This window comes from Acinetobacter sp. WZC-1 (assembly GCF_052544965.1).
Map to the genome: position 1 here is coordinate 1 of NZ_CP199370.1, position 26,329 is coordinate 26,329.

At 47.0% G+C, this 26,329-nt stretch carries 15 protein-coding genes, 2 tRNA genes, 3 rRNA genes and 1 pseudogene; 16 read left to right on the plus strand and 5 right to left on the minus strand.

What is annotated here, in order from left to right:
* Positions 1-35: 35 nt before the first annotated feature.
* Together rnpA and rpmH are read right to left on the minus strand one after the other, a co-directional pair.
* A complete protein-coding gene (gene rnpA, locus ACT6PV_RS00005) occupies positions 36-443 on the minus strand; it encodes a ribonuclease P protein component (protein ID WP_445114497.1) in 408 nt (135 codons plus the stop codon).
* Between the two features lie 15 nt (positions 444-458).
* Positions 459-593: a 50S ribosomal protein L34 gene (gene rpmH, locus ACT6PV_RS00010; RefSeq protein ID WP_445114498.1), complete on the minus strand. Its 135-nt coding sequence runs from the start codon at positions 591-593 to the stop codon at positions 459-461.
* A 660-nt stretch (positions 594-1,253) separates the two neighbouring features.
* Here rpmH and dnaA point away from each other — a divergent pair.
* From dnaA to ACT6PV_RS00040, 6 genes are all read left to right on the plus strand, one after another.
* Positions 1,254-2,645 (plus strand): chromosomal replication initiator protein DnaA, encoded by a 1,392-nt coding sequence (dnaA, locus tag ACT6PV_RS00015; RefSeq protein WP_445114499.1) that lies wholly within the window; start codon positions 1,254-1,256, stop codon positions 2,643-2,645.
* A 103-nt stretch (positions 2,646-2,748) separates the two neighbouring features.
* On the plus strand, positions 2,749-3,897 hold the full coding sequence (dnaN, locus tag ACT6PV_RS00020; protein WP_445114500.1) for a DNA polymerase III subunit beta: 1,149 nt from the start codon (positions 2,749-2,751) through the stop codon (positions 3,895-3,897).
* Positions 3,898-3,924: 27 nt separating this feature from the next.
* On the plus strand, positions 3,925-5,007 hold the full coding sequence (gene recF, locus ACT6PV_RS00025; RefSeq protein WP_445114501.1) for a DNA replication/repair protein RecF: 1,083 nt from the start codon (positions 3,925-3,927) through the stop codon (positions 5,005-5,007).
* A 51-nt stretch (positions 5,008-5,058) separates the two neighbouring features.
* The gene (gyrB, locus tag ACT6PV_RS00030; protein ID WP_445114502.1) at positions 5,059-7,527 is read left to right on the plus strand and encodes a DNA topoisomerase (ATP-hydrolyzing) subunit B; all 2,469 of its coding nucleotides are present in this window, start codon (positions 5,059-5,061) and stop codon (positions 7,525-7,527) included.
* A gap of 181 nt (positions 7,528-7,708) precedes the next feature.
* Positions 7,709-8,053: a hypothetical protein gene (locus ACT6PV_RS00035; protein WP_445114503.1), complete on the plus strand. Its 345-nt coding sequence runs from the start codon at positions 7,709-7,711 to the stop codon at positions 8,051-8,053.
* A 323-nt stretch (positions 8,054-8,376) separates the two neighbouring features.
* The gene (locus ACT6PV_RS00040; RefSeq protein WP_445114504.1) at positions 8,377-10,581 is read left to right on the plus strand and encodes a TonB-dependent receptor; all 2,205 of its coding nucleotides are present in this window, start codon (positions 8,377-8,379) and stop codon (positions 10,579-10,581) included.
* An 87-nt stretch (positions 10,582-10,668) separates the two neighbouring features.
* On the opposite strand, the gene ACT6PV_RS00045 is transcribed toward ACT6PV_RS00040, so the two are convergent.
* Positions 10,669-12,603 (minus strand): ATP-binding cassette domain-containing protein, encoded by a 1,935-nt coding sequence (locus ACT6PV_RS00045; protein WP_445114505.1) that lies wholly within the window; start codon positions 12,601-12,603, stop codon positions 10,669-10,671.
* A gap of 443 nt (positions 12,604-13,046) precedes the next feature.
* Here ACT6PV_RS00045 and ACT6PV_RS00050 point away from each other — a divergent pair, with 443 nt between their 5' ends.
* The 3 genes from ACT6PV_RS00050 (at position 13,047) to erpA (ending at position 15,801) form a co-directional block, all read left to right on the plus strand.
* A complete protein-coding gene (locus ACT6PV_RS00050; protein WP_445114506.1) occupies positions 13,047-14,054 on the plus strand; it encodes a putative solute-binding protein in 1,008 nt (335 codons plus the stop codon).
* Between the two features lie 277 nt (positions 14,055-14,331).
* Positions 14,332-15,336, plus strand: coding sequence for a putative solute-binding protein (locus tag ACT6PV_RS00055; protein ID WP_445114507.1), 1,005 nt, complete (start codon positions 14,332-14,334; stop codon positions 15,334-15,336).
* Positions 15,337-15,465: 129 nt separating this feature from the next.
* Entirely contained in the window at positions 15,466-15,801 is a 336-nt protein-coding gene (gene erpA, locus ACT6PV_RS00060; protein ID WP_445114508.1) for an iron-sulfur cluster insertion protein ErpA, read from the plus strand.
* A 226-nt stretch (positions 15,802-16,027) separates the two neighbouring features.
* Here erpA and ACT6PV_RS00065 read toward each other — a convergent pair whose 3' ends face one another.
* Positions 16,028-17,155 carry an anhydro-N-acetylmuramic acid kinase gene (locus tag ACT6PV_RS00065; protein ID WP_445114509.1) on the minus strand — a complete coding sequence of 376 codons (1,128 nt, stop codon included), beginning with the start codon at positions 17,153-17,155 and terminating at the stop codon, positions 16,028-16,030.
* A 63-nt stretch (positions 17,156-17,218) separates the two neighbouring features.
* Between ACT6PV_RS00065 and tyrS the strand changes: the two genes are divergently transcribed.
* The 7 genes from tyrS (at position 17,219) to ACT6PV_RS00100 (ending at position 24,998) form a co-directional block, all read left to right on the plus strand.
* Complete coding sequence (gene tyrS, locus ACT6PV_RS00070; protein WP_445114510.1) at positions 17,219-18,451, plus strand: tyrosine--tRNA ligase; 1,233 nt, start codon at positions 17,219-17,221, stop codon at positions 18,449-18,451.
* Between the two features lie 469 nt (positions 18,452-18,920).
* Positions 18,921-20,459: ribosomal RNA gene (locus ACT6PV_RS00075) — 16S ribosomal RNA — on the plus strand.
* A gap of 61 nt (positions 20,460-20,520) precedes the next feature.
* Positions 20,521-20,597, plus strand: a tRNA-Ile gene (locus ACT6PV_RS00080).
* A gap of 48 nt (positions 20,598-20,645) precedes the next feature.
* Positions 20,646-20,721: transfer RNA gene (locus tag ACT6PV_RS00085), tRNA-Ala, on the plus strand.
* A gap of 466 nt (positions 20,722-21,187) precedes the next feature.
* Positions 21,188-24,079, plus strand: a 23S ribosomal RNA gene (locus ACT6PV_RS00090).
* Positions 24,080-24,254: 175 nt separating this feature from the next.
* A 5S ribosomal RNA gene (gene rrf, locus ACT6PV_RS00095) occupies positions 24,255-24,369 on the plus strand.
* The 16S, 23S and 5S rRNA genes sit together here with 2 tRNA genes alongside, the layout of an rRNA operon.
* A gap of 158 nt (positions 24,370-24,527) precedes the next feature.
* A complete protein-coding gene (locus ACT6PV_RS00100; protein WP_445114511.1) occupies positions 24,528-24,998 on the plus strand; it encodes a GNAT family N-acetyltransferase in 471 nt (156 codons plus the stop codon).
* A gap of 327 nt (positions 24,999-25,325) precedes the next feature.
* On the opposite strand, the pseudogene ACT6PV_RS00105 reads toward ACT6PV_RS00100, so the two are convergent.
* A pseudogene (locus tag ACT6PV_RS00105) lies at positions 25,326-26,141 on the minus strand (M15 family metallopeptidase); the annotation flags it as partial.
* Between the last annotated feature and the right edge of the window lie 188 nt (positions 26,142-26,329).

A 26,329-nucleotide genomic window follows, 5' to 3' on the forward strand; every position in this document is an offset into this window, starting at 1 on the left:
ATCAACCAATGTAATAAGCGGACCACTGGTTATCTCTAATTCTGAGAGGAAGGAACAGCTATTTTATGGTGCTTTTTAACAAGGCGCTGCAATTTTTGCCATGCAAATTGTAATTGCCGGTGTAATTCTGCATTGGAAATGTCTTCAATGCCCACTTTGGGCATGACCACAATATCCAGTAAATCCAGCTGGTGCTGATTTAAGCGGAAACTTTCACGTGCAAGACGTTTGATGCGGTTTCTTTCATGAGCCCGGCGTACTTTTTTCCTGGCAACAATAATACCCAAACGGCTGTTAGACTGTTCGGTCATTTTTGCAAGGAACATAAAGCCGGGTTGATGCACTTTAAAAAGCGCACCTTCAAATACACCCTTATAGTCTGCAGCACAGCGTAGTCTAAGCTCTGTGCCAAAACCATAACGTGATGTTACACCCGTGGTCACAGCAGGATCCTGTAATTAAACAGTTAAGCTGTGGCGACCTTTTGCACGACGGCGGGCCAATACCTGACGGCCAGCTTTGCTTGCCATGCGGGCACGAAAACCATGAACGCGTTTGCGTTTTAATTCAGATGGCTGGAATGTACGTTTCATCTCGAAACTCCAAAATGATCTTTCTGTAAAGGTCCGCGATTCTATTGTGAATCGTTTATTCTGTCAATCAATAACTGTGTCTGGTTCAGCATTAATATCAAAAATTGATCCAGAGCTGTTGATCAATAGCAATGACCTCTAGCTTGCAAAAAAGATATAAACAGGCCAACATCATCATTTATAAAGCAAATGCAGGTTATGAACACAGATACCCACAAATGTATCCACAAAGCACGTAAATTTTAAATTCAGTTCCTGCTGCACACTCAATTTTAAATTCATAAACCGAGCTTATCCACATCCGTTGGCTACTAATAATAAATTCAAATTTATAAATTTAAATTTATTATTATTAGTAGCTCATTTTTCTGTGGAAATTACATTTTTAAATTTAAAAAACAAAAACCTGCGTTGTGGATATCTTTGTTTCTATTGTTTGTACAGATTGTGGATAAGTTTGTGCTATATTTTATCCACAGCTTACGCAAAATCTTATCCACACCCGATTTTGAATTTAAACCGGGCTGCGGAAGCTGTTTTTTTAAACGAAAGCAACGGAATCAGTCATGACATCTGTGGATAAGCTGGTTAGAATGGCTCCCCCTGGATTCAGGGCCTGTTTTTTAAATTTAAAATAGTATTCAGAATAAGGGGTTTCACATGCTTTGGACGGACTGCTTAACTCGCTTGCGACAAGAGCTCTCTGATAATGTCTATGCAATGTGGATTCGGCCCCTGGTGGCTGAAGACACAGAGGATACGCTCCGTCTTTATGCGCCGAATCCCTATTGGACCCGTTATATTCAGGAACATCATATTGAACTGATCACCATTCTGGCTGAACAGTTGTCAGAAGGCCGTGTCCGTAAGGTTGAAATTATGGTGGATTCCAGACCCGGTGCCATTCTGGCTGTCTCAGAACAACCGGCAACCACAACAGCCGCACTGGAATCCGTTGTGACAGTGCCTGCAGTTGCCAGGAGCCGTAAAGACCGGGAATATGAAAATGTTTCTCCAAAGCACAGTAAAAAACGCCTGCTGAATCCGTTGTTCAGTTTTGCCCTGTTTGTTGAAGGCCGTTCCAACCAGATGGCGGCGGAAACCTGTCGCAAGGTGCTGACCCAACTGGGGGAGTCCCAGCATAATCCACTGTTTTTATATGGTCCGACCGGACTGGGTAAAACCCATCTGATGCAGGCTGTGGGCAATGCCTTATTACAGGCAAAGCCGAATGCCCGGATCATGTATATGACCGCAGAAAGCTTTGTGCAGGATTTTGTCAGTTCCCTGCAAAGGGGCAAAGTTGAAGAGTTCAAGAAAAACTGTCGTTCGCTGGATCTGTTACTGGTGGATGATATTCACCTGCTGGCAGGAAAGGAGGCCAGCCTGGTTGAGTTTTTCTATACCTTTAATGCCTTACTGGATGAATCCAAGCAGATTATTCTGACCTCAGACCGTTATCCAAAGGAATTGACTGAACTGGATCCACGACTGGTGTCACGTTTTTCCTGGGGATTGTCGGTGGGGGTGGAACCACCGGATATAGAGACCCGCATTGAAATCCTGCTGAAAAAAGCAGAAAGCAGCGTTATTGATCTGCCCCGTAACTGTGCCCTGTTTATTGCCCAGCAGGTGGTGGCCAATGTCCGTGAACTGGAGGGTGCGCTGAACAAGGTGGTGGCAATTTCCCGTTTTAAGGGAACCTCCATTGACCTGGAGGTGGTGCGTGAATCACTCAAGGATGTACTGGCCATCCGGGCCCGGACCATCAGTACCGAAAATATTCAGCGGGTGGTCAGTGAATATTTTCGTATTCCACTGAAGGAACTGGTCGGACCCAAACGGACCCGGATCTATGCGCGTCCGCGTCAGCTGGCCATGGGACTGGCCCGCGAACTGACCGGTGACAGTTTCCCTGAAATCGGGATGGCGTTTGGTGGTCGTGATCACAGTACGGTCATGCATGCCTGTGAAAAAGTACAGAGCCTGCGGGATGATGATCCGATCTTTGATGAAGACTATAAGAACCTGCTGCGCCTGCTGCAAAGCTAATATTTTGATCAGATTCTGTTCTTGCAATGCAGTATAATCTACCGCATAGTACATTACTCAAAAATTATTTCAGATCCGTTTTTTGTTTCAGAGGAAATCCACCGTGCGTTTGAAAATTGCAAAAGAGAGCTTACTCAATGTCCTGTCCCATGTGGCTGGAGCTGTTGAGCGTCGCCATACTTTGAACATTCTTTCAAACGTTAAAATTCAGGCTGTAAATGAGTCCCTGACCATTACCGGATCTGACCTGGAAGTGGAATTGGTGGCCAGTACCACACTGGCAGAAGGTGCCTGTCTGCAAGCCGGTGAAACGACAGTACCGGCACGTAAGCTGATGGATATCTGTAAATCACTGCCTGCAGTAGCCCTGATTGATTTACAGATTACCGAAGATCAGCGCTGTATTTTAAAATCAGGCAACAGCCGTTTTGTGCTGGGAACCTTACCGGCGGAAGATTATCCCTTATTGACCACAGAAAACAGTCAGGGGACCCGGGTTCAGGTGACTGAACGTGAATTAAAACGTTTATTTGAAAAAACTGCATTTGCGATGGCAGTCCAGGATGTCCGCTTCTATTTAACTGGAACTTTGCTTGAAATTGATGAAAATCAATTACGTGCAGTAACTACGGATGGTCACCGGCTTGCCCTGTGTGAAATGCCGGCATCTTCAGATGCAGCACAGCTGGTGCAGGCGATTGTGCCACGTAAGGCAGTTGGTGAGTTACAGCGTTTATTGAGCATTGAAGATGGACAATTAACCCTGTTGATTGGCCGTGAATTATTGAATGTGACCATCAGCAGTCCAGGCCGTGACCGGGAACAGGGCGAAATTACGGTTCGTTTTACCACCAAATTGATTGATGGAAAATTCCCGGATTATCGCCGGGTTATTCCACGTGGCGGTGATAAAAACGTGGTGATTGCCCATGATGTCTTTAAGCAATCCCTGCAGCGTGTTGCAATTTTAAGCAATGAAAAATTACGTGGGGTGTTTTTAAATTTCAGTACCGATTCGCTGCAGCTGCGGGCCAATAACCCGGAGCAGGACGAAGCAGTGGAAGACCTGGTGATTCAGTATGCCAGTACAGCCATGGAAATGTCATTTAATGCGCAATATCTGCTGGATGTCATGGGTGTGCTGGATGGTGATGATGTCTCCATGACCATGACTGAAGCCAATCAGTCGGTGCTGGTGCAGGACCCGACCCAGCAGGATCAGACCTATGTGGTCATGCCAATGCGTGTTTAATCGCACAGGGTACAAAATTAGTCAGTCATGCATATAACGCGTTTAAATATACAGCGTGTGCGCAATTTACAGACGGTTGCACTCCATGAGTTGCAGCCGTTTAATGTTTTTTATGGGCAGAATGGTTCCGGTAAGACTTCCATTCTGGAAGCCATTCACCTGCTTGCAACCGGACGTTCCTTCAGGACCCATATTCCCCGCAACTATATTCAGCACGATACGGCGGATGCCATTGTATTTGCACAGTCAGCCACTGAAAAAATTGGCATGCAGAAGCTGCAGAGCGGCGAGCAGCTGATCCGGGTCAATGGAGACACAGTCGCCACCCAGGGACAGATGGCCAGGATTCTGCCCTTACAGCTGATGGATCCACTCAGTACCGATATTATTGACCATGGCGCAAGACCCCGCAGGCAACTGCTGGACTGGTTGATGTTTCACGTGGAACCGGAGTTTTATCATGCATGGCAGTATTATTCCCGGGCATTAAAACAACGCAACAGTCTGCTGAAGTCACGGCGTCATTTAAGCCTGGATGATCTTGAACCCTGGAACAGAATGCTTGGTGATTATGGTGAAATTCTGCATTCACAGCGCGTGGAAATTGTGGAGCAATGGAAAAGCCGGCTGCAGGAAGATTTACTGCAACTGCTGCCCGATCTGCAGATTCAGCTGGAATACAGTGCCGGGTTCCATGTGGAACAGGGACTCTATGCTGATCTGATTCAGCACCATCAGAAAGATGTTGATCGGCGCTATACCGAGTACGGTCCGCACCGTGCGGATTTACGATTAAAAACCCCGCTGGGTGATGCCGATGTGGTACTCTCAAGAGGTCAGAAAAAACTCCTGATCATGGCTTTAAAACTGTCACAAATCGCCATGCTGCATGCCTGTAACAGGGAAACTGTGGTATTATTGGACGATGTAACAGCAGAATTGGATTTAACTGCACAGCAGCGTTTAATTGAGCGCCTGAGCCAGTTGGGAAGTCAGGTTTTTATGACCACACTGGACCAGCAATCAGTCAAAAAACACTTACATGAACTGGCCATTTCCTATCGGTTATTTCACGTTGAAAACGGTCAGGTGCATGTTGTCGTGCCATGATTCTGATTTTATATTTACCCATCTTGGGATGAACCTCACCAGGGAGAAACCATGAGTTCAGAAGATCACGTTACTTCTCAGACAGAGCCAGGCATTGAAAAGGCTTATGATTCTTCCAGTATTAAAGTATTGCGTGGACTTGACGCCGTGCGCAAGCGTCCGGGAATGTATATTGGTGATACCGACGATGGTACTGGCCTGCACCATATGGTGTTTGAGGTTGTGGACAATGCGATCGATGAGGCACTGGCGGGGCACTGTGATGAAATTCTGGTCACTATTCATGAAGATGAGTCAGTCAGTGTGGCTGACAACGGCCGGGGCATTCCAACCGATATTCACCCGGAAGAAGGGGTTTCTGCAGCAGAGGTGATTTTAACCATTCTGCATGCAGGCGGTAAATTTGATGACAACAGTTATAAGGTGTCCGGTGGTCTGCATGGCGTGGGTGTTTCCGTGGTTAATGCGCTGTCCAGTAAACTGGAGTTGACCATTCACCGTGCAGGGAATATTCATCAGCAGGAATACCGCCATGGTGACCCCCAGTATCCACTGAAAGTGGTCGGTGATATTGAAACCACCGGTACTGTGGTGCGTTTCTGGCCAAGTACTGAAACATTCAGTCAGACCATATTCAATGTGGATATTCTGGCCCGTCGTTTACGTGAACTGTCATTTTTGAATGCCGGTGTACGGATTGTATTGCGTGATGCCCGGATTGACCTGGAACATATTTTTGATTATGAAGGCGGCTTGTCCGAATTTGTCAAATATATCAATCAGGGCAAAAATCATCTGAATGAAATTTTTCATTTTACTGCAGATACGGATAATGGCATTGTGGTGGAAGTGGCTTTACAGTGGAATGACAGCTATCAGGAAAATGTACGCTGCTTTACTAATAATATTCCACAAAAGGATGGCGGTACCCATCTGGCCGGTTTCCGTGCAGCACTGACCCGTGGTTTGAATCAGTATCTGGAAAGTGAAAATATACTGAAAAAAGAAAAAGTTGCCGTGACCGGTGATGATGCCCGTGAAGGCCTGACGGCTATTGTTTCCGTCAAGGTGCCGGATCCGAAGTTCTCTTCACAGACCAAGGAAAAATTGGTGTCCAGTGAAGTGAAACCTGCGGTTGAACAGGCCATGAATAAAGCCTTTTCCGAGTATTTACTGGAAAATCCGGCGGCTGCAAAATCCATTGCCGGTAAAATTATTGATGCGGCCCGTGCACGTGATGCGGCCCGTAAAGCCCGTGAAATGACCCGTCGTAAAAGTGCGCTGGATATTGCCGGTTTGCCGGGTAAACTGGCTGACTGTCAGGAAAAGGATCCGGCATTGTCTGAACTGTACCTGGTCGAGGGTGACTCTGCCGGAGGCTCTGCCAAACAGGGCCGCAACCGTAAGATGCAGGCCATCCTGCCATTGAAGGGTAAAATCCTGAACGTGGAACGCGCACGTTTTGACAAAATGATTTCCTCTCAGGAAGTCGGCACCCTGATCACAGCACTGGGCTGCGGCATCGGGCGTGAAGAGTACAATCCGGATAAATTGCGTTATCACAAAATCATCATCATGACTGATGCGGATGTGGATGGTTCGCATATCCGCACCCTGTTGTTGACCTTCTTCTTCCGTCAAATGCCGGAACTGGTGGAACGTGGTCATATTTATATTGCCCAGCCACCGTTGTATAAGCTGAAAAAAGGGAAGCAGGAACAATACATCAAGGATAACGACGCCCTTGAAACCTATCTGATTTCAAATGCGATTGATGAACTTGAGCTGCATATCAGTGCAGATGCACCGGCAATCCGGGGTGAAGCACTGGCAAAAGTCATTGCAGATTACCAGACTTCTCAGAAAAGCCTGAGCCGTCTGACGGTACGTTATCCGGCCAGCCTGCTTGATGCTCTGCTGGGCATGGAGGCATTCAGACTTGATCACAATCATGACGAAAGTTATGTGCAGCAATGGTCTGAACAGTTACGTGCTGCCATTGAAATGAATCAGGCCGGATTACGTCCTGAAATCCGTCTGGAAGCTTTTGAAAAAGAGCATGCCAATGGTGAGAAAGTAATTCATTATTGGCCACGTGTGACGGTCTATGTCCACAACCTGCCGCATCATTATCTGCTTGATGCAGGTTTGCTGGCTTCAGGTGAATATAAGCGTCTGTTGCAGAACTCGAAAAGCTGGTTCAGCCTGCTTGAAGAGGGGGCTTATCTGCAAAAAGGTGAGCGCAGAATCAATGTGGCCAGCTTCCACCAGGTGTGGCAGCAAATTCTATCTGATTCCCGTCGTGGAATGATGATCCAGCGCTATAAGGGGCTGGGTGAGATGAATGCTGAACAGCTGTGGGAAACCACTATGGATCCTGAAAACCGGAATATGCTGCAGGTGACCATTGATGATGCCATTGAGGCAGATCGTATGTTTGTCTGTTTGATGGGGGATGATGTTGAACCACGTCGTGCCTTTATTGAGGAAAATGCATTAAATGCAGATATTGATGCATAAATTTTTCTGAATTGATTCAAAACAAGCATCCTTCGGGATGCTTTTTTATTGGCTGGGTTTCAGGTTTGTTCGCTGGACTGATTTGATCTTTGTGTGAATGGCTTTTTTATACAAATGACTTATTTTTATGTCAGGATATTGGAGAAATCATAAATTTCATATAAAACAACAGGGTGGAATCGTGGATAAGCAACTGGAACAAACCAGGGATGCCTGGATGAATGCCTTTTATACAGGTAATGTACAGCAAATGGCGCAATATGAAGACGCTGCATTTAAAGTGATTTATGAACATCAGGGCGTGGTTGAAACCAATCTGAACCGTTATGAAATGATTCAGCACGCAGTGGATAATGGTGTGTGGAAGCCTCACAAGCCGGAAATTCAGAGTGAGGCATTTGAGTTTGACCGTGAAAATACCCAATGCAGGGTCACCTCTGAAATGGAAAAGATGCGTATTCATGAATTATGGAACGATGATGATGGCTGGAAAGTCATGGAGCTGCGGTTCAGTCAGCTGAAATGATGGTGCTGATTTCAGGCTTATTGGTCTGTCTGCTTGCAGCATGGCTGTGAATTATGGAATAAGGTCTTAATTTTATGACAATGTTTGCCCTGTGGTTTTCAGATATTTTATTGTCCACTATTTTGATGAATTTTCAGGCTTGATGATATAATATAACAAATGGTAATCTGAATGCTTATCATTTTTATTTAATAAAAATGATAAGCCTGTCCAATCAGGACGCTGAATAATTCCATACTGAATTATTCAGCGTCCTGATTTGGTCTATGTGCGCTTATTTTTATCAACCTATGTTTAAAAAATAGATATTCTGAGTAAAAACTATGGTATCAAGAGAATGCAGGCCTGTATTTCAGAAAAACAGGAAAAAATTACGGGCCCTGAATACGGCTTTACTGGGGGCAATTACTCTATTGCAAGCCGGTATTGCGCGGGCCGATGAGTCTCCGGCACAGCCGATGTCTGAGCAAAATGCAGGGAATCAGGTTCAGCCGGAAGCCGCTCTGCCGGCTATTCATGTACAGGCAGTTCAGCATCAGAATTTTGCAGAAGGCCAGGTTGCGCGTAAGGGAAACCTGGGGATTCTGGGAGAGCTGGATTACATGGAATCGCCTTTCAGTCAGTTGTCTTATACCAGTCAGGCCATTAAAAATCAGCGGGCGATCAGTGTTGCAGAAGCACTGACCACTGCCGATTCTTCAGTCAGAACTTCCATTGGCAGTGCCAACCGTTATGATGCGCTGACGATCCGGGGCTTTCGTATAGAAAATGGTGATATTGCGCTGAACGGTTTATATGGTCTGGTACCGGCTTACCGGGTCGGGGTTGATCCGATTGAACGGATTGATCTGCTTAAGGGGGCCGGAGCTTTCCTGTACGGTATTTCCCCGAATGGAAGTATTGGCGGGTCGGTGAATGCCGTGACCAAACGGGCTGCAGCAACGCCACTGACGGAACTGACCGCAGAATATGAGCAGGACGGCCATTATGGTATCCACACTGATCTGAGCCGGCGTTTCGGTACAGACCAGCAATTTGGACTCAGGCTGAATGCGGCACACAGAGACGGGGATACCCGTATTGATGGCCAGTCTTCACGTAATACCTCTGCTTCTGTGGGCGCAGATTATCAGAATGATAAGTTTAATCTGTCCGGAGATGTCATTTATCAGAAAGACCGGATGCATCGACTGGCCCGGGGATATACCATTGAACCGGGAATCCCCATGCCGGCAGCACCGGATCCTAAGATCAATTTATCCCAGGATTATGACTATTCAGATTCGGACAGCCTGACGGCACTGACCAGGGCGGAATATCGCCCGGATGAAAGTCTGAAAGTCTATGCAACAGTGGGTCATAACTGGTTCAATTATGATAAGCAGGAAGCGCCGGGGCCGGTGATTCAGAATGCACAGGGCGATGCAAGATCAGTGTCCACGTTCCAGTCCGGTAAAATCAAAACCCTGTCTGCTGAGGCAGGGCTGAATAAGAGCTTCCAGACAGGGCCGGTTTCGCATCAGCTGGTGGCCAGTGTCAATACCATGCGTCAGACATCCTGGCTGGGTCAGCAGAACCGCGCTGAGTATATGACCAATATTTATCAGCCTGTTTTTTATGAAAATGCAGGTCCGGTCATTGGTGGGCAGGATGAAGTAAGATCCTCTGAAAACTATCTCACCAGCTTTGCACTTGGGGATAGCCTGTCATTGATGGATGATACGATCAAACTGATTGCCGGCGCACGGCATCAGCAGGTCCGTTCTGCAAATTTTTCAGATCAGGGTGTTAAAACTTCAAAATATGATGAAAGTAAGGTGACGCCTTCTGCCGCGCTGGTCTATCGGCCATTTAAATCAACCTCTTTCTATGTCAATTATATTGAAGCATTGAGTGTGGCCACAGCACCAGCGGATGCGATAAATGCTCAGACTGTATTTAAACCCTATAAATCAAAACAATATGAAGCCGGAGTGAAATTTGATTTTGATGATTTCGGTGCCTCGGCAGCCATTTTTCAGATCAATCAGCCCAATGGTGTGCTGGATCCATCGACCAGTATTTACAGCCTGGATGGCCGGCAAAAAAACCGGGGCCTGGAGTTGAATGGTTTTGGAAAGATGACTGATTCACTCAGTCTGCTGGGTGGCATGACCTTTATGGATACTCAGTTGAAGAATACTGAGGACAGCAGCAATGAAGGTAATCATGCCGTCGGTGTGCCTAAGTTTCAGGCCAATGCAAATCTGGAATGGAAAGTGCCTTATATTCCGGATTTTATTTTGAGTGGCCGGGTTATTCATACAGGAAAGGCGTATATCAATCAGGACAATCAGCAGACGGTACCGGACTGGACCCGGGTGGATCTCAGCGGGCGCTATAGCATGATGCTGAACCATACGCCAGTCAGTCTGCAGGCAAATTTAAATAATGTTGCCAATAAAAAATACTGGGAAGCCAATCCGAGTGGTTATGTGATATCGGGCATGCCGAGAACGCTGTTACTGTCAGCGACTGTCAGTTTCTGATTCAACGAATGGGCACAGGACCTGTCAGACAGGGTCACTGCCTGACAGCATGGCTGTTGGAGTGACTCTGCTGATCTTTATTGCAGCTTATTCAAGGGAGCCTTCCAACTCTTCCAGCGTCATCATCAGTTCAAGCATCTGTTCTTCTGATTGTTCCAGGCTGATTTTTAGTTCAGATTGCTCATTCATCAGTCTGAGCAGATCATCCTTACGGTCCGGTTCATACAAAGCAGACTCTGCCAGCAAAGCTTCAATCTCTGTCAGGCGGGATTGCAGTTTTATGATCTGGTGGTCCAGTTTTTCAATATTTTTGCGGATTGGACGGCTTAAGTCACGACGGCGGGCAGCTTCCTTACGCTGTGCTTCCTTATCCAGTTTTGAAATCGCCGGTTTGATTTCAACCTGAGATTGAACGGGGGCACTGGGTTGTTGTCCGTTTTTGATCAGATCAATCCGGGCCTGGCGTAGCCAATTGGCATAATCCTGTAAATCACCCTCGAATTCGCGACTCTGACCGTTATGCACCAGCAGTAGTTCATCACAGACACTGGCAATCAGCTGGCGTTCATGTGAAACCAGCACGACGGCGCCTTCAAAATCCTGCAATGCCATGGTCAGGGCATGCCGCATGTCCAGATCCAGATGGTTGGTTGGTTCATCCAGGATCAGTACATTAGGACGTTGCCATACAATCAGCGCCAGCGCCAGCCGGGCGCGTTCGCCACCGGAAAAACTTTCACTGGGGGTATCCATGCGTTCGCCGTTAAAGCCAAAGCTTCCCAGAAATGCCCGCAGGGAGGCTTCGCTGATTTTTTTGTCGGCAATACGTGCCAGTTGCAGCATGGGGCTGGCATTTCCGTCCAGTGCATCCATCTGATGCTGAGCAAAATAACCGATATTCAGCAGTTCTGAATCCTTGCGTAATCCCTGAATTAACGGCAGATCACCCACCAGGGATTTAATCAGTGTGGATTTCCCTGCACCATTCATACCGAGTAAGCCAATACGGCTGGTTGGGGTAATCTGCAGATTAACATCGGTGACAATCAGTTTATTCCCATAGCCGATATCCGCATGTTCCAGGGTCAGCAGCGGGGAGCTCATTCTGGTGGGTTCACGGAAGCTGAAAGTAAAGGGAGTATCCACATGGGCCGGTGCCAGGTCCTGCATCCGCTCCAGTTGTTTGATCCGGCTCTGGGCCTGACGTGCCTTGGTGGCCTGAGCCCTGAAACGATCAATGTATTTCTGCAGATGGGCGCGGGTTTCCAGCTGTTTTTCATAGGCCTGTTGCTGCTGGGCCAGACGTTCGGCACGAGTACTTTCAAAGGTTGAATAGTTACCGGTATACAGAATCAGTTCCTGATTTTCGATATGCAGAATATGATCGGTAATGGCATCCAGGAAATCGCGGTCATGAGAAATCAGGATCAGGGTGCCTTCATAGGCCTTTAACCAGTCTTCCAGCCATAAAATTGCATCCAGATCGAGGTGATTGGTCGGTTCATCCAGCAACAGCAGGTCAGAACGGCTCATCAGGGTTCGTGCAAGATTCAGGCGCATGCGCCATCCACCGGAAAAGCTTGAGACCAGTAACGGGGACTGATGCTCAAAAAAGCCCAGTCCGGCCATCAACTGTGATGCTTTTGCGGCGGCGGAGTAACCATTGATTTCATCAAAGCGACTGTATAGATGTGCCAGTTCATCATCACTTAATGCATCAGGATGATTCAGCTGATGCTGAATATTCCAGTATTCTTCATCTCCGGACAGCACAAAATCATGGGCTTTCATCTCCAGCGCCTTAATTTCCTGAGCCATATGTGCCACCGTCCATACACTGGGACGGGTCAGACTGCCACTGTCAGACTCCATTCCGCCGAGCAGGGCTGCAAATAAGGTGGATTTTCCTGCACCATTGACCCCGGTCAAACCAATTTTCCATCCCGGATGCAACTGCATGGACGCTTTCTGAAATAAAACACGTCCACCACGACGTATGGAAAGTTGTTCTAACTGAATCATTGAGGATCAAACTTTGAAGACTGGGGGTACTATTTTAAAGGATAAACAGATACAGAACCAAAAAATAATAAAAACTTAAATCCTGTTGCTTATCCGAAACCAGGACTATGGCACTGTTTTTATTGGTTCAGGTGTTTAATTTTTCTTTATATAAACTTACATCATCAGTATAAGGCTATGCAATGAAGAAGAACTGCCTGCACGGACTGTAATGATGTTTCCTGGGATAAAATAAATTCTTTTGATCAAGAGGCTGTAAAGAGGCATAAAAATTTGTAATTTCAACGCCTATAATGAGAAATAAAGAGCTGAAAAAAATAAATAAAAATATTTCATTAAAAAAAATGGAGCAAATACTCTATTTTTTTTAATTGAAGCTGATTAATATTACGCCTATGGACATGTTCCAGACAAACGAACATAAAATTGATAGGGATGTAACTATGAAAAAAATAGCTTTCGCTATTGCAGCGACCTCAATTGCAGGGTTTGCTTCAACTGCACAGGCAGCGGTGAATGTCTGTGTATTCGATTTACTGGGTAAATCCGGTGAATCATTCCAGATGGCACAGGAATGGGCACTGGCCGCCAAAAGCTGGGGAGCCGATGTCAATCTGATTCCACGTCAGGATGAGGCTGTTGCAGATAATGATTTTAAAGCCGGAAAATGTGATGGCGTGTTTATGACAGCCATGCGCGCACGCCAGTACAATAAATTTGTGGGTTCACTTGATTCGCTGGGAGGGGTGCCCAGCAATGCGATTGCTCAGAAAGCAATTACTTTTGCGCTGGATGGCCGTAATGCTGCGAAAATGATCACCAACCTGGGCGGTAAAAAATATGAAGTTGCCGGTATTGCCCCGCTGGGTTCAGCTTTTATTTTTGTCCGTGATAAAAGCATCAATTCGATTGAAAAAGCCGCGGGTAAAAAGTTTGCTGTACTGAGTTATGATGCAGCCCAGAAAGTGATGGTGCAACGTGTGGGTGCTCAGGCTGTACCTTCTGATATTTCAAACTTTGTTGCCAAATTTAATAATGGCCAGGTTGATATGGTCGGTGCGCCTGCCTATGCCTATAAACCACTTGAAATTTACAAGGGCCTGGGCACAAATGGAACAATGTTTAACTTCCCTGTGCTACAGGTTACAGCGGATTTCATTGTTCGTCCGGAAAAATTCCCGGCCGGTTTCGGTCAGAAATCACGGGACTGGTTTATTAAGAATTTACCAAAAAGCCTCTCCATGATTAACCGTATGGAAGCTGGCATTCCGGCAAAATATAAGCTGAACCTGTCTGCTGAAGAAAAACTGAAATACCAGAAACTGTTACGTGAAGGCCGTATGGATCTGACCAGGCAGGGTATTTATGATCCTGGCATGATGACTGTACTGAAAAAAGCGCGCTGTGCTGTCGATAGGACCAACTTCGAGTGTTCGATGGGTGGAGAGTAATATTGATTTTTAAGAAGAAGCCTGGATATTTTTTCCGGGCTTTTTTTATGGAGATGATGTCAGTTAAGCCATTGAACCTGTGGTTCAATCATCTATTCTTGATGCAGAGTCAGAATTATTTGTATATGACGATCAGGAGTGGGCTTTGAAGAACATGAGCTTTTGGCAAACTGCTGATCTGTAAGCAAGGATATTCACCGTCCTGAAGCATATACGACAGGGTTTATGTTTCAGGGCAGTGAATGAAAATAACAGTGGTCATGGAAAGGAAAAAACAATGAAATGGTCTAAAGCCCTTTTATTTTCAGCAGGTCTGATGACAGCCACATCGGCAGTGCAGGCAAAACAGGTGATGTGTGTATTTGATCTGGTGGGTAAAAACGGTGATGTATTTACCTTAATGAAGGATTATCAGCTGGCTGCCAAAAACTGGGGCGCTGATATTGAACTGAAAGTCGGACAGAATGAGGCAGTGATTGCTGAAGATTTCAAGGCAGGTAAATGTGATGCGGTCAGTATTACCGGCATGCGTGGCCGTCAGTTCAATAACTTTACCGGTTCGCTCGATGCCATAGGCGCCATTCCTAATGTTGGCCTGGCGGTTAAAGTTATGCAGGGCCTTGCGGATCCTGCATTTACCCGATATATGACCAATGGTAAATATGAAGTCGCCGGGGTGATTCCGGTCGGGGACGCTTTTTTAATGGTGAATGACCGCAGCATAAATACGGTTGCAAAAGCTGCCGGTAAAAAAATTGCTGTACTGGATTATGATCAGGCCCAGAAAATTATGGTCCAGCAGATCGGTGCGCAGGCGGTCAGTGCCGATGTTACCAATTTTGGCAGTAAGTTTAACAATGGCCAGGTGGATATCGTCGGTGCGCCGGCGGCCGCATTTAAACCGTTGGAACTGTACAAGGGACTGGGCACGAAGGGTGCAATTGTCAATTATCCAATTTTGCAGGTGACCGGCAATCTGATTATTCGTCCCGATAAATTTCCGGCCGGTTTTGGTCAGAAATCCCGTGAATGGGTGAAATCCCAGTTACCGCGTGCCAATGGTATTCTGGCAAAAATGAAAGCGGATATTCCGGCTAAATACTGGATGCAGATTCCGGCAGCAGATCAGCAGGGTTACCAGAAGCTGATGCGTGAATCGCGGATTAATCTGACGAAACAGGGTGTTTATGACAAACGGATGATGAAACTGTTATGGCGATTCCGCTGTAAACAGGCACCGTCCAACTTTGAATGCAGTTTGTCGGATGAAAACTATAAATAATTACAGGGAAATATGCTGAATTAACTTTAAAGTTCACATATTGGCCATATATTGAGTATGCTATATTGAATATATGGCCTTTTGCTTTGTTCATTCAGGCCATTTGAATTGTTTTGAGGAAGACGCATCATGAACGCACAAGTGCTTGAGATGACGGACAGTGCTGCAAATAAAGTCCGTCAGCTGCGTGACAGCGAAGGAAATCAGGAATTGATGTTACGGGTATATGTCACCGGTGGTGGCTGTTCCGGTTTTTCCTATGGATTTAACTTTGCAGAAAGTGTCAATGAAGATGACGCCAGGTTTGAAAATGGCGATGTCACCATGCTGGTGGATTCCCTGAGTTATCAATATCTGGTCGGATCGAAAGTGGATTATATTGAGGGTCTGGAAGGTTCACGCTTTATTGTGGATAATCCCAATGCGACCACCACCTGTGGCTGTGGGTCTTCTTTTTCCATCTGAATATGGACATCTGCTTCAATAAAAATCCCGGCGAATGATGACAGGGATTTTTGTTTTTTCTGACAGCGATTGATGACAAAAAAAATGGAAGCATTGTCCAGGATCAAAAGATGCCTTGACTCCATGATGGTCTTTCATGAATGGCATTATACAATGTCCGGGTATAATGCCTGAGCCTGATGATTAAAACACGGATGATGCAACAGTCACAGCTCACGTATTGCATTTAAACCGCAGTAATCGTCCCCAGCACCCGATAACCGGCAGCACCGGTAACCGCAGGTAAATTACCACTCAATTGCTGATCAAAGCGCATGGCCAGCCATGCAAACGCAGTGGCTTCCACCCAGGTGGGGGACAGGCCCAGTGCTGCGGTGGTCTGTACCGACCAGTGATGCTTGCGTAAACGCCAGCGCAATTGTTCCAGCAAATACGAATTATAGGCACCTCCGCCACAGATATAGACCTCACCGGTATCCAGCGGTGAACGGTAAATGGCCTTTTTTATGGCGCGTGTGGTGAGTTTGAGCAGGGTCGCCTGTACATTCTCAGGAATATCTTCCAGTTCATCATAGTCCAGAGCATTACGCCAGTCCGAAATCTGCTCATCCAGCCATTCCAGGTTAAAATCTTCACGGCCGGTACTTTTTGGCGGTTCCCTGGAAAAATATTCATGTGCCTGCAAGCGGTCGAGCAGAGCACGAATGGGTTGTCCATAGGCGGCCCAGTTCCCATTTTCATCATACGGCTGGCCGGTATAACGGTTGCACCAGGCATCCATTAAAATATTGGCCGGACCGGTGTCAAAGCCGTAGACATCATCAGGACAGCCCGCAGGCAGCAGGCTGACATTGGCAATGCCCCCCAGGTTTAAAATCACCCTGTGGATGGACGGATGCTGAAACAGCGCCTGATGAAATGCAGGGACCAATGGCGCACCCTGACCACCGGCGGCGATATCACGACGACGGAAATCCGAGATCACGGCAATGCTGGTCAGTTCAGCAATTCTGTTCGGATCACCAATTTGCAGGGTAAAACCATGTTCAGGACGGTGACGAATAGTCTGTCCATGAGAGCCAATGGCCTTAATCTGCGTTTTATCTAAATTATTTTCTGCAATGAGCCGGTTAATACCGTGCCCAATCATGGTGGCAAGTGCGACATCCGCCTGCCCCATCCGGTCAATTTCATTGTCATCCGGCAGGGTCAGCGCCATCAGTTCATCACGCAGGGCTGGATCAAACGGGACAGTTAAGGTGGCATGAATATATAAAGGATCAAATGATGCAGCAACAAAATCGACGCCGTCCATGCTGGTGCCAGTCATTACGCCAATATAGATTGTTGTCATGGTAGATACTTCGCCTGCACAATGCTGAAAAAGTGTTAGTATATCGCACAAATTGTATAACGGATGTATTTGGGTTTTGTGATGTCAAATTTCCTGCCGGCTGAAGAACAACTTGCCCTTATTCAACGGGGCACTCATGAAATTATCTCTGAAGAGGATCTGCTCAGGAAACTCAAAGAGGACCGTCCCCTGAACATTAAGGCAGGTTTTGATCCTACTGCGCCTGATCTGCATTTAGGTCATACCGTATTGATTAACAAACTGAAAACCTTTCAGGACCTGGGGCATGAGGTGACTTTTCTGATTGGTGACTATACTGCCATGATTGGCGATCCTACCGGGAAAAGTGCAACCCGTCCGCCATTGTCAGCTGAGCAGATTCAGGAAAATGCAAAGACTTATCAGCAACAGGTATTTAAAATTCTTGATCCGAATAAAACCCATGTACGTTTTAACTCGGAATGGTTTGCAGAAAAGACAGCAGCTGATCTGATTCAGCTGGCGTCCCAGCAGACCGTGGCCCGCATGCTTGAGCGTGATGATTTTACCAAGCGCTATAACAACCATCAGCCTATTGCCATTCATGAGTTTCTGTATCCGCTGGTACAGGGCTATGACTCGATTGCATTGCAGGCAGATGTGGAACTGGGGGGCACTGATCAGACCTTTAATTTGCTGATGGGACGTACACTGCAGGGGCGCTATGATCAGGCACCACAGGTTTGTATTACAGTTCCGATTCTTGAAGGACTGGATGGCGTCAACAAAATGTCCAAGTCCCTGGGCAACTATATTGGGGTATTTGATGCCCCGGGTGCCATGTACCAGAAAGTACTGTCCATGCCGGACAGCCTGATTGAACGTTATTTTGATTTGCTCAGCTTTAAAAGCCTGGACGAGATTTCAGCATTACTCAAAGAAATGGAACAGGGACGTAATCCGCAGGACATCAAGAAAATGCTTGCACTGGAACTGGTGGAGCGTTTTCATGGCAGCGATGCAGCGGTCAATGCACATAAAGGCGCAGGGAATGTTATTACTGAGGGCGAATTGCCGGAAGATGCACCCGAAGTCACCATTTCACGGGCAGATTTTGGTGGTGAAATTTTTATTGCCTCCATTTTACGGACTGCCGGTTTAACCAAAAATGCAGCACAGGCAAAGGATGCAGTTGCACGTGGTGCAGTAAAAGTGGACTGGCAGGTAGTGGATGCGGGGTTCTCTGTCAAAGAAAATAAAACCTGCATTATTCAGGCCGGTAAAAAAGATATTGCGCGGGTGATCTTTACAGATTGAGCCTGTAGAGAATGACTGAAATGAATGCAGACTCCGGTCTGCCTGATTCAAAAACCGGGTTTTATTGCGGATTTCCAGTGAAACTGGTTAAAAAACAGTTGAAAAATCATATTTCTCAACAAAATAGTCGAAAAAAAAGCCACACAATTAAAATAAATAAAAATAGGGCTTGCAAGAGTTTTTAAAGTGTATAGAATACGCTGCATCCCGACGCGATACACGAAGCAGACTTAGCTCACAGGGTTAAGTTTCAGGTATGTATCACGTTGAGTTTTCTGTTGACGAAGCAGAAAGTGAATCATTAAGAGCTTATGAAGAACAACTTGTGTGGATTTTCACTGATTGATTGATCGAAATATTATCATTGATTGATTGGTTTAAATTACTCGAAGTTTATTTGAGAGAATTTGTCAGTAATTGATGAGCCGGAATTGGCACCTTGTCTTTAAATTAAGGTGCAAAATGATTTTAACTGAAGAGTTTGATCATGGCTCAGATTGAACGCTGGCGGCAGGCTTAACACATGCAAGTCGAGCGGGGGATGTTGCTTCGGCAACTGACCCAGCGGCGGACGGGTGAGTACAACTTAGGAATCTGCCTGTTAGTGGGGGACAACGTTTCGAAAGGGACGCTAATACCGCATACGCCCCAAGGGGGAAAGGATGGGATCACTTGTGACCATTCGCTAACAGATGAGCCTAAGCCGGATTAGCTGGTTGGTGGGGTAAAGGCCTACCAAGGCGACGATCCGTAGCGGGTCTGAGAGGATGATCCGCCACACTGGGACTGAGACACGGCCCAGACTCCTACGGGAGGCAGCAGTGGGGAATATTGGACAATGGGGGGAACCCTGATCCAGCCATGCCGCGTGTGTGAAGAAGGCCTTATGGTTGTAAAGCACTTTAAGCGGGGAGGAGACTGCATTGGTTAATAGCTGATGAGAGTGGACGTTACCCGCAGAATAAGCACCGGCTAACTCTGTGCCAGCAGCCGCGGTAATACAGAGGGTGCGAGCGTTAATCGGATTTACTGGGCGTAAAGCGTACGTAGGCGGCTGATTAAGTCGGATGTGAAATCCCCGGGCTCAACCTGGGAATTGCATACGATACTGGTCGGCTTGAGTATGGGAGAGGATGGTAGAATTCCAGGTGTAGCGGTGAAATGCGTAGAGATCTGGAGGAATACCGATGGCGAAGGCAGCCATCTGGCCTGATACTGACGCTGAGGTACGAAAGCATGGGGAGCAAACAGGATTAGATACCCTGGTAGTCCATGCCGTAAACGATGTCTACTAGCCGTTGGGGCCTTTGAGGCTTTGGTGGCGCAGCTAACGCGATAAGTAGACCGCCTGGGGAGTACGGTCGCAAGACTAAAACTCAAATGAATTGACGGGGGCCCGCACAAGCGGTGGAGCATGTGGTTTAATTCGATGCAACGCGAAGAACCTTACCTGGCCTTGACATACTAAGAATCCCGTAGAGATACGGGAGTGCCTTCGGGAATTTAGATACAGGTGCTGCATGGCTGTCGTCAGCTCGTGTCGTGAGATGTTGGGTTAAGTCCCGCAACGAGCGCAACCCTTTTCCTTACTTGCCAGCATTTCGGATGGGAACTTTAAGGATACTGCCAGTGACAAACTGGAGGAAGGCGGGGACGACGTCAAGTCATCATGGCCCTTACGGCCAGGGCTACACACGTGCTACAATGGTCGGTACAAAGGGTTGCTACACAGCGATGTGATGCCAATCTCAAAAAGCCGATCGTAGTCCGGATTGGAGTCTGCAACTCGACTCCATGAAGTCGGAATCGCTAGTAATCGCGGATCAGAATGCCGCGGTGAATACGTTCCCGGGCCTTGTACACACCGCCCGTCACACCATGGGAGTTTGTTGCACCAGAAGTAGCTAGCCTAACTGCAAAGAGGGCGGTTACCACGGTGTGGCCGATGACTGGGGTGAAGTCGTAACAAGGTAGCCGTAGGGGAACCTGCGGCTGGATCACCTCCTTAACGAAAGATTGACGATTGGTGAGAATTCACAACAGGTTGTTCTTCATGACGATGTATCTGAGGGTCTGTAGCTCAGTTGGTTAGAGCACACGCTTGATAAGCGTGGGGTCACAAGTTCAAGTCTTGTCAGACCCACCACTACTGACGCAGTACGGAAAATCAGACACATTGACTTATTGATAAGTCGGGGACTTAGCTTAGTTGGTAGAGCGCCTGCTTTGCACGCAGGAGGTCAGGAGTTCGACTCTCCTAGTCTCCACCAGAGTTTCGGATCAGCAAAGCAACGCTTTGCCGAAACGCAAGACAAGCAGCTATGCTGCGCGTAGTATTTGATTTTACATGACAGTGAAAGAAAAATATTGCAGGAAGCTGTGCTTCGCGCAGGCACCCATTTGAAAGACAGGATTGATTATGGAATTTAATGAACATTCAGTTTATTAACTTCTGTGATTCATCACGGATACCTACCTGCTGACGAGGCGGTAGTGAATCATTAACAGCATATATTTGAGTTGAAATAATTGTTTGGCTTATTTTATGAAGTTTTAACAGAGAACTGTTGATGCTGAATGGAATGAGCACTAGCGAACAAACTGAATCAAGCGTTTTGGTATATGAAATTGATTGAAGCTGTACAGTGATTGAATTCACAGGCCACAAATAGTAGCGATGAATAATCGCACGGACAACACTCACTTGTAGGTGTTGACGACTGTTTGGGGTTGTATGGTCAAGTAATTAAGTGCATGTGGTGGATGCCTTGGCAGTCAGAGGCGAAGAAAGACGTGACAGCCTGCGAAAAGCTCCGGGGAGGCGGCAAATATCCTTTGATCCGGAGATATCTGAATGGGGAAACCCACTTACCATAAGGTAGGTATCGCATGATGAATACATAGTCATGCGAGGCGAACGGGGGGAAGTGAAACATCTCAGTACCCCCAGGAAAAGAAATCAATTGAGATTCCCTGAGTAGCGGCGAGCGAACGGGGAACAGCCCATAAAGTGATGCATGTTCTAGCGGAATGCTCTGGGAAGAGCAACCACAGAGGGTGATAGTCCCGTACACGAAAGGGCATGCATGATGAAGACGAGTAGGGCGGGGCACGAGAAACCCTGTCTGAACATGGGGGGACCATCCTCCAAGGCTAAATACTCCTGACTGACCGATAGTGAACCAGTACCGTGAGGGAAAGGCGAAAAGAACCCCTGTGAGGGGAGTGAAACAGATCCTGAAACCGCATGCATACAAGCAGTGGGAGCCGACTTGTTCGGTGACTGCGTACCTTTTGTATAATGGGTCAGCGACTTATATTCAGTAGCAAGGTTAACCGTCTAGGGGAGCCGTAGGGAAACCGAGTCTTAATAGGGCGCATAGTTGCTGGGTATAGACCCGAAACCAGGCGATCTATCCATGAGCAGGCTGAAGGTCAGGTAACACTGACTGGAGGGCCGAACCCACTGTCGTTGAAAAGCCAGGGGATGACTTGTGGATAGGGGTGAAAGGCTAATCAAGCCTGGTGATAGCTGGTTCTCCCCGAAAGCTATTTAGGTAGCGCCTCGGACGAATACCACAGGGGGTAGAGCACTGTTTCGGCTAGGGGGTCATCCCGACTTACCAAACCGATGCAAACTCCGAATACCTGTGAGTACTATCCGGGAGACAGACTGCGGGTGCTAACGTCCGCAGTCAAGAGGACAACAATCCAGACCGCCAGCTAAGGCCCCAAAATCATGGTTAAGTGGGAAACGATGTGGGAAGGCACAGACAGCCAGGAGGTTGGCTTAGAAGCAGCCATCCTTTAAAGAAAGCGTAATAGCTCACTGGTCGAGTCGGCCTGCGCGGAAGATGTAACGGGGCTAAAACCATGTGCCGAAGCTGCGGATTTGACTTATGGTCAAGTGGTAGGGGAGCGTTCTGTAAGCTGATGAAGGTGTGTTGAGAAGCATGCTGGAGGTATCAGAAGTGCGAATGCTGACGTGAGTAACGATAAAACGGGTGAAAAACCCGTTCGCTGAAAGACCAAGGGTTCCAGTCCAACGTTAATCGGGGCTGGGTGAGTCGACCCCTAAGGCGAGGCCGAGAGGCGTAGTCGATGGGAAACTGGTGAATATTCCAGTACTTCTGTGTAATGCGATGAGAGGACGGAGAAGGTTAGGTCAGCCTGGCGATGGTAGTCCAGGTGAAAGGTTGTAGGCATGTATCCCAGGCAAATCCGGGGTGCTTTATGCTGAGAGCTGACATCAAGTAAGTTTTACTTACGAAGTGGCTGATACCCTGCTTCCAGGAAAAGTCTCTAAGCTTCAGTTACACAGGAATCGTACCCGAAACCGACACAGGTGGTCAGGTCGAGTAGACCAAAGCGCTTGAGAGAACTCTGCTGAAGGAACTAGGCAAAATGGTACCGTAACTTCGGGAGAAGGTACGCTGCTGACGGTGACGGGACTTGCTCCCTGAGCTGTTGGCAGCCACAGAAACCAGGCCGCTGCAACTGTTTATTAAAAACATAGCACTCTGCAAACACGAAAGTGGACGTATAGGGTGTGATGCCTGCCCGGTGCTGGAAGGTTAATTGATGGGGTCAGCGCAAGCGAAGCTCCTGATCGAAGCCCCAGTAAACGGCGGCCGTAACTATAACGGTCCTAAGGTAGCGAAATTCCTTGTCGGGTAAGTTCCGACCTGCACGAATGGCATAATGATGGCGGCGCTGTCTCCAGCAGAGGCTCAGTGAAATCGAAATCGCTGTGAAGATGCAGTGTACCCGCGGCTAGACGGAAAGACCCCGTGAACCTTTACTGCAGCTTGACACTGAACTTTGACCTTACCTGTGCAGGATAGGTGGGAGGCTATGAAGATTGGACGCCAGTCTGACTGGAGCCATCCTTGAAATACCACCCTGGTAATGTTGAGGTTCTAACTCTGTCCCGTTATCCGGGACGAGGACCGTGTCTGGTGGGTAGTTTGACTGGGGCGGTCTCCTCCTAAAGAGTAACGGAGGAGTACGAAGGTGCGCTCAGCGTGGTCGGAAATCACGCGTAGAGTATAAAGGCAAAAGCGCGCTTGACTGCGAGACCCACAAGTCGAGCAGGTACGAAAGTAGGTCTTAGTGATCCGGTGGTTCTGAATGGAAGGGCCATCGCTCAACGGATAAAAGGTACTCTGGGGATAACAGGCTGATACCGCCCAAGAGTTCATATCGACGGCGGTGTTTGGCACCTCGATGTCGGCTCATCTCATCCTGGGGCTGAAGCAGGTCCCAAGGGTATGGCTGTTCGCCATTTAAAGAGGTACGCGAGCTGGGTTTAGAACGTCGTGAGACAGTTCGGTCCCTATCTACCGTGGGCGCTGGAAATTTGAGAGGATCTGCTCTCAGTACGAGAGGACCGGAGTGGACGAACCCCTGGTGTACCGGTTGTGACGCCCGTCGCATCGCCGGGTAGCTATGTTCGGAAGGGATAACCGCTGAAAGCATCTAAGCGGGAAGCCCACCTCAAGATAAGATTTCCCTTGAACTTTATGTTCACTAAAGATCCGTTCGAGACCAGGACGTTGATAGGCTGGATGTGGAAGCACGGTGACGTGTGAAGCTGACCAGTACTAATTGATCGTGAGGCTTGACCATACAACACCCAAGCGGTTGTTTATGAGGCATTGATTGATTTCATGAAAAGGATCAAAGTTAATTGATTCAGTTAAAAAGCCGGATACAATATTCAACTCAGATATTCTGTTAATACTCTTTTGGCTGAAAGCTGTGGCATTTAAATAAGACCTGGCGAGTATCCATCAACAGTTGTGCTGGCGACCATAGCGAGAGTGAACCACCTGATCCCATCCCGAACTCAGAAGTGAAACCTCTTAGCGCTGATGGTAGTGTGGGGTTACCCATGTGAGAGTAAGTCATCGCCAGCTCATTATTCCTGCACCCCGATCTCTAACCAGATCGGGGTGTCTTCTTATGCCGGGAATAAAAGCAGGAACAATGAAGTCCGGGATTCCAGGCTTTTAAAAATTGATCGGTATGTTTTTTGCTTAATTAAAATAAGTATGTGTATTAAGAGAAGTAAAATATGTCTGAGAATATTCTGGTTGAAAAGGATGATTTGTCACGCCAGAACACACGGGAACTGGTTTTATTTCATCTCACTGAAATGATGAAGAATTCTCCGCCTGAATGTGTTTTTGCTCTGGATATATCCGTATTGCAATCTCCTGATATTCAGGTGTGGAGTGCATGGATCAATGGAAGTATTGCCGGAGTCTGTGCTTTAAAAAAACTGACGGCCGATCATGCCGAACTGAAAAGCATGAGAACGCATCCTGATTATTTGTGTAAAGGTGTAGCACAGGTTTTATTGGCGCATATTGTAAGAGATGCCACGATGTATGGTTTTAAGCAATTGAGTCTGGAGACAGGGCCGGAAGAAACCTTTAAGGCAGCAATTGCACTTTATACAAAAAATGGTTTTCAAAAAGGTACAGCTTTTTCAGATTATACCGATGGGCCATATAATCAGTTTTATCATTTGTCATTGCCGTGATAGTTAAAAATTAAACTGAGTCATTTCAGGCCATTAAAAAAAGAAAAGTTTTGCCTGGAATCGTTTTGTTCTGACCAGGCACTGATCTTCAAAAAGAAAAAGCCTCATCGTTTGACAAGGCTTTTTCGTATCGTTTGACCTGGGTATAACTTCCTGTTTACCGATCACATCCTGATGCTGGAACTGATAATTTTTATTTTGGTTCCGGAAACTTCCTGTTCCCTATGACTATAGAATATTCAATTTGAAGACACGGGCACAGAGGTCAATTTCAGCAATTACTGTAGGTTATTTCTTACAAAATGATTTCCATTCTGTAGGATGTCATCAGTTGCTATTGCTGGCCATGAACTGATCTTCATTGGTCAGTTTTTCAGCCATCTCAGCAGTTTTACGTAAACCCGGCATGCGATATTCGGTATGACCGTAGTCCTGGATGGATTTCCAGCGTCCTCCCCAGGTCAGGCCAACAGATTCTGCAACTTCCCCATAAAGTTGATAGCCCCTCCATGCCCAGGGGTCACGTTCTGAAATAACGACTTTCCCATTCCTCTTAAATGCAATGTCTCCTGCCAGTCCAAACTGATGGTAGCTTTGATAGGCTTTTGCCAGTGTGGTGGCCTTATTGCCTGATAACATATTCTGACGGGCAGGGCTGCGATATCCTTCAAGTAAAACGAGCTCGTAACCATGGCGTTCTTTCATGATTTTAAAGACCATAAGCAGACGCTGTTTATAGCGTGGATTCATACGATTCCATTTGCGGTCAACCATACTGGTGTCAAAATGGCCATGCATATCAATGGTGGATTCATCCATAGTCAGGGTGGAGTCCGGTAGATGTGAATGATCGGTCTTGTATTGTTTTTCCAGCTGAATGGCTTCAACAATGGCCTGGTTCACCAGTTGATCTTCAATTACAGGAGGTGGAGACAATATTTCTCCATTGAGCAATGCATAAATTTGAGGATCTGCTTTTCTGAGATAGTCTGCTTCAATTTTCGTTGGATCCACAGGCCGGGTAAACGCAAACAACAGAATGCTGCCAAGCAGACAAAAACCGGCAATCAGCATCCACCACTGCTGCAGGTGCCAATGTGACTGAGTTTGTTCGGCAGAAGCGGCGTCATTCATCTGCTGTGCCAATCGACCGGCATGAATCAGCCCCTGTTTACTCCGTGGCAACAGGTGATGCAGAAACGTCATGAATTTTTTGCGTAACTCGTATGACATCATGAAGCTGAGGCCAATGGTCAGGCAAATAAAACAACAGATTATCAGGATAATCATTTCAGTTCTTTTATGTTGTTAAATGATAAAGCGGGCTGCTG

Excerpts from the sequence above, each read along its gene's own strand:
- rpmH (WP_445114498.1), bottom strand. The coding sequence starts at position 593 with ATGAAACGTACATTCCAGCCATCTGAATTAAAACGCAAACGCGTTCAT.
- dnaA (WP_445114499.1), top strand. The coding sequence starts at position 1,254 with ATGCTTTGGACGGACTGCTTAACTCGCTTGCGACAAGAGCTCTCTGAT.
- recF (WP_445114501.1), top strand. The coding sequence starts at position 3,925 with ATGCATATAACGCGTTTAAATATACAGCGTGTGCGCAATTTACAGACG.
- gyrB (WP_445114502.1), top strand. The coding sequence starts at position 5,059 with ATGAGTTCAGAAGATCACGTTACTTCTCAGACAGAGCCAGGCATTGAA.
- ACT6PV_RS00040 (WP_445114504.1), top strand. The coding sequence starts at position 8,377 with ATGGTATCAAGAGAATGCAGGCCTGTATTTCAGAAAAACAGGAAAAAA.
- ACT6PV_RS00045 (WP_445114505.1), bottom strand. The coding sequence starts at position 12,603 with ATGATTCAGTTAGAACAACTTTCCATACGTCGTGGTGGACGTGTTTTA.
- ACT6PV_RS00050 (WP_445114506.1), top strand. The coding sequence starts at position 13,047 with ATGAAAAAAATAGCTTTCGCTATTGCAGCGACCTCAATTGCAGGGTTT.
- ACT6PV_RS00055 (WP_445114507.1), top strand. The coding sequence starts at position 14,332 with ATGAAATGGTCTAAAGCCCTTTTATTTTCAGCAGGTCTGATGACAGCC.
- erpA (WP_445114508.1), top strand. The coding sequence starts at position 15,466 with ATGAACGCACAAGTGCTTGAGATGACGGACAGTGCTGCAAATAAAGTC.
- ACT6PV_RS00065 (WP_445114509.1), bottom strand. The coding sequence starts at position 17,155 with ATGACAACAATCTATATTGGCGTAATGACTGGCACCAGCATGGACGGC.
- tyrS (WP_445114510.1), top strand. The coding sequence starts at position 17,219 with ATGTATTTGGGTTTTGTGATGTCAAATTTCCTGCCGGCTGAAGAACAA.
- ACT6PV_RS00100 (WP_445114511.1), top strand. The coding sequence starts at position 24,528 with ATGTCTGAGAATATTCTGGTTGAAAAGGATGATTTGTCACGCCAGAAC.